This window comes from Mycobacterium sp. 1245499.0 (assembly GCF_001673615.1).
In the GTDB taxonomy this organism is placed as follows: Bacteria; Actinomycetota; Actinomycetes; order Mycobacteriales; family Mycobacteriaceae; genus Mycobacterium; species Mycobacterium europaeum_A.
This window is the reverse complement of the sequence record NZ_LZMG01000361.1, coordinates 1-4,032: the sequence shown is the minus strand read 5'-3', so window position 1 is coordinate 4,032 and position 4,032 is coordinate 1. Positions and strand designations below refer to the sequence as shown.

The following is a 4,032-nucleotide window of genomic DNA, read 5'->3' as shown; positions in this document are numbered from 1 at the left end:
CGACCGTCGACCTGTCTTGGCTCGAGTAGCTGATGAACAGCGGCATCGAAGTCTCCTTGGGTGAGGCGGAGCGAACTAACTCGGGCGAAGCCTCGTCGGCTATTGCACGTGCGCCGATACCGTATCAGTGTTGGGTCCGGTCAGAAGGCGCAAATTCAGGGCCATTTGGCGCGGAGGCGGGCTGAACTCAGCCGTTGCCCCGATCGAGAATCTGGGCGTCGTCGGACGACCGGATCTCGGCGTAGCGTCGCGCGAATTCCTCACCCGGAACCGGCCATTGCTCGCCGCCCTGCCCGCGGACGACCCAGTCGCCGTCGGCCGCCGCCGCGGGTCCCTCCAGGGTGTTGACGACCTCGCCGGGCTGCGCCGGGCGCGCCTGGACCCGTCCTTTGCGACGCCACCGCCCGTCGCCGGCGGGTTCGTAGGTGTCGCGGAAGATGTCGTCGCGCACCGACCAGACCTTGCCGTCTTCGGAAATCGCCCAGTCCCCGGCGTCGGCCCGCAGGATGTGGCCCGAATCCGATGTCCATGTCCACCCGGTCGCGCGTTGCTCCGCGGCGACCGTGCCCACGCGGGAAAAGGATTGCCACAGCGGGCGTGAGCGAAAGCCCAGCTGCCGCAGGCTCCACAAGGTTCCGGCCAGACTGCGCACCGCGGCGTTGAGCAGCTCCGGGTTGGCTTCGACGGTCGGCCAGTCCACCAACTTGTCGTGAATCTTGCGTGAATCGTCGCGTGGCACACCGTATTTCCAGCCGTTGCGGCGGTAGTAACGGCACCAGTCCTCATGCTCTGCCTGGGCCATGCTCATCGCCGCGTGGTGGTCGAACCCCATCAACGCCAGCTGCTCGGTCGGCGCCAAACCCGCCATGTCGCGGCCGGACAACTGCGCCGGGGGGCTGCCCCAGGTGTTCCAGGTATGTCCGGCAATTTGTTCCACCATCCACAAGGCGTTGCGTACCTGGCGGCGGTTGGAGCCGCGGTAGAACTCGTCGAGTTCGGCCCACGGCATCGCGGCGGCCGACCGCGGCGCTCCCGGGTCGATCGTCGAGACGTAGCGCTCGTGGATCAGCCGCGCCGCGCGCTCCCACGCGTCCTGAACCAGTCCCTCCTGGGTGTCGAGCACCAGCGAGTAGGACTGCAACCGGCCGACGACCTGGATCGAGTCGTCGCTGATGCTGGTGTTGAGATCCGAGGCGTGGATGGGCATTTCGGGGAACCGGGCGGCCAGTCGGGCCGCGGTCGTCGCGGCGTGGGCGTCCACGAAGATCACCGCGCAGCCGGCCGGGTCGGTCTCGCCGATCAGCTTCAGCATGGTCGGCACGGTCGGCAGCTGGGCCACGGCGTCGATCTTCGGCCCCTCCGATACGAATCCGGCCTGCCGACGGTAGAACTCGTGATCGGCCAGGTAATCCTCGGCGTCGCGTTCGACCAGCGTCAGCGCGGGCAGCGGCACCGCGTCGGGTGGAGTGTAGAAGTCGCGCTCCAAAGCGCGCTGGGTTAGATTGGCGCACAGGGCAAGGGTCAATTGCGAAGTGCCGCAGACGAACACGCGTCGCGTCCGGCGGGTCGCGCTGATGGCGTCCAGGAGCCTGCCCGCCGTCACCTCGTATTTGCCCACAACGTCGGCCGCCCACCGCGTGTCGGAGCCACCGAACTGCTGGGCACGCCACGCCTGGGCCAGCCACGGGTCGTCCATCCGCACGATGAGCGGCAGCCGCCGCTTGTGGGCGACCTCGGAGAGCCGGCGGCTGATCAGGTCGAGCCACAGCAGGTTGATCGCCGGATCGGGTGCCATCAGGTAGAGCCGAGAAAGATTGCGCCACAGTCGAAGTGACACCAGCGTGGATGGGGTGTCGAAGTCCACCAGGACCACCCGGGCGCCCTGTCGGCGGGCGCGCGCCACGCGGTCGTCGCTGGCGCCGGTGATGACCACCAGGGTGCTGCGCCGGTCCAGCGTGCGCGCCACCGCGCTGATCATCGACTGGGTGTCGGCGTCGACCCCGACGATGACCGTGACCGAGTCGGCCAGGTTGGCCCGCAGCCGGTCCACCTGCGACCGGAACACGCCGACCACCACGCCGCCCAATCCGGTGAAAATCGCCGCCAGCGCCGCGATCCGGGCCAGCTCCAGCCCGACGGGCGTGGGGTTCGGGCAGGTTCGCCCGCTCACCGAGAAGTCACCGGTACCGCCCTTGACCAGGCTGGCCGTCGCCATCAGCGGGGTGAAGAAGGCCGGGTGATTGGCGTCGTGACATCCCCAGTAGGAGGTGAGGCCCAGCACCGCGCCCATGCTGACCAACGCAGCGATCACGGTGAACGAAACCCCCACCACCCGGTGGCTGCTGTCCGATCGGAAGGTCAGCACACACGCCGCGATGAGCACCGTGACCACGATCGCCAGCGTCGGCATCGATCCGGGCCGGCCGAACCATCCCAGCGAGGCCGGCAGCGCGTCAAGGACCGAGGGCTGCAGATCCAGGACAGCCAGATACAGGATCAGAAGCAGGCCGGTCGCACTGACCGCTCGGCGCACCACAGGCGAGGGTGACCGCTTGGGACGCATCCGACCGACCTCCCTTCCGGGGCATATCGTCGCCCATCGGATGCTCGGAGGTCGAACAGTACACGCAGAAAAAGGCGGCCGCGGGCCGTTGCTAGCCGGCGAACCGGGACAGCCGCGCCGAAAGATGCGGCACCAGACCGCCGTCGGCGTCCACCCGCTCCTCGACGTAGGCCAGGTCGCCGCCCTCGACGATGCCGTAGAGGCGTTTGGCGCCGCCGACCAGCACGCCCGACCGGCTGCGGGCCAGCGCGTCGGTGACGAGCTCCCAGGACGACTGGGTCAGGGGGCGGCCGTAGAACAGTTCGACGTAGCCCGCCGAATGGGCCAACAGCAGTTCGATCGCGTGGGATTCGCCGGGATCGTCGGGATCACTGACAAAGCGCCAGAAACCGGTCTCGCGCAAACCGCGTTCCTCATAGTCGCCGGTCTCGCTGAGCCGCCACGAGCGGGCTTCCCAATTCAAATAGTCGCCGCCGTCGTGCGAGACCACGATCTGCTGACCGAACCGATAGTCCCCGTCCTGCCCGCGACCTTCGCCTTCCCCGCGCCACACGCCGACCAGCGGCAGCAGCGCCAGCAGGTCATCGCTCAGATTGGCGCCCTCGCGCAGGTTCGCGGTGTCGGCGGGCAGGGGCAGGTCATCGTAGGAGGGGATGTTGCGGCCGGCGGTCAGCTTGGCGCGCTCAGCGGCCGCGGCCACGGCCCGATCGCCGGAGCCGGCGGAACTGAACGGTTGATCGGGGGTCACGCGCGCCACACCATCCCATCGCTGCGCGCAGGATCGTCGCCGGCTGAGGTCATGCGCGCCGCTCCTCACCTTCGCTGCGCGCAGGATCGTCGCCGGCGCGGGTCACGACTCGTCGGTGATGAGCCGGTAGAGGGTGTACAGGGCGAACCATGAAATCACCACGACCGCCACAACCAGCATGATCTCGAAGAACAGCACCACGGGGACAAGTCTATTCGTCCCGCGGTGTCCGCGTCTGGGGCGGTTGGTGAGTCAGGCGATCTTGACGTCGACCTCGTGGATGCCCGCGCCCGACGGAGCCACCACGGCGTCGCCGTTGCCGGCCTTCGACAGGGCGCGCAGGGTCCAGGATCCGGGTGCGGCGAAGAACCGGAAGTCACCGGTGGCCGACGCCACCACCTCGGCGGTGAATTCGTCGGAGGAGTCCAGCAAGCGGACGAACGCGCCGCCCACTGCCTGGCCGTCGCCGTCCACGACGCGACCGGTGATCACCGTTTCCTTCTCCAAGTCGACGCTGGCGGGCAACGTCAGTCCTTGTTTCGGTGCAGAGCACATATCAGCTTCCCAACTCGATCGGGGCGCCCACCAGGGAGCCGTATTCCGTCCAACTGCCGTCGTAGTTCTTCACATTCCGATGCCCGAGCAATTCATAAAGAACGAACCAGGTGTGCGACGACCGCTCGCCGATGCGGCAGTAGGCGATCGTTTCCTTCTCCCCGTC

4 protein-coding genes are annotated in these 4,032 nt (G+C 68.0%); all 4 read right to left on the bottom strand.

Annotated features, from left to right (window positions below; translation table 11 throughout):
• Positions 1-187 precede the first annotated feature (187 nt).
• Positions 188-2,563 carry a hypothetical protein gene (locus A5646_RS22345; protein WP_067024233.1) on the bottom strand — a complete coding sequence of 792 codons (2,376 nt, stop codon included), beginning with the start codon at positions 2,561-2,563 and terminating at the stop codon, positions 188-190.
• Between the two features lie 91 nt (positions 2,564-2,654).
• A complete protein-coding gene (locus tag A5646_RS22340; RefSeq protein ID WP_066865849.1) occupies positions 2,655-3,311 on the bottom strand; it encodes an FABP family protein in 657 nt (218 codons plus the stop codon).
• A gap of 252 nt (positions 3,312-3,563) precedes the next feature.
• Entirely contained in the window at positions 3,564-3,866 is a 303-nt protein-coding gene (locus tag A5646_RS22335; RefSeq protein WP_066880637.1) for a DUF1416 domain-containing protein, read from the bottom strand.
• 1 nt (position 3,867) lies between these two features.
• The coding region (locus A5646_RS22330) for a sulfurtransferase (protein ID WP_255362098.1) at positions 3,868-4,032 on the bottom strand (165 nt) is incomplete at its 5' end.

Excerpts from the sequence above, each read along its gene's own strand:
- A5646_RS22335 (WP_066880637.1), bottom strand. The coding sequence starts at position 3,866 with ATGTGCTCTGCACCGAAACAAGGACTGACGTTGCCCGCCAGCGTCGAC.
- A5646_RS22345 (WP_067024233.1), bottom strand. The coding sequence starts at position 2,563 with ATGCGTCCCAAGCGGTCACCCTCGCCTGTGGTGCGCCGAGCGGTCAGT.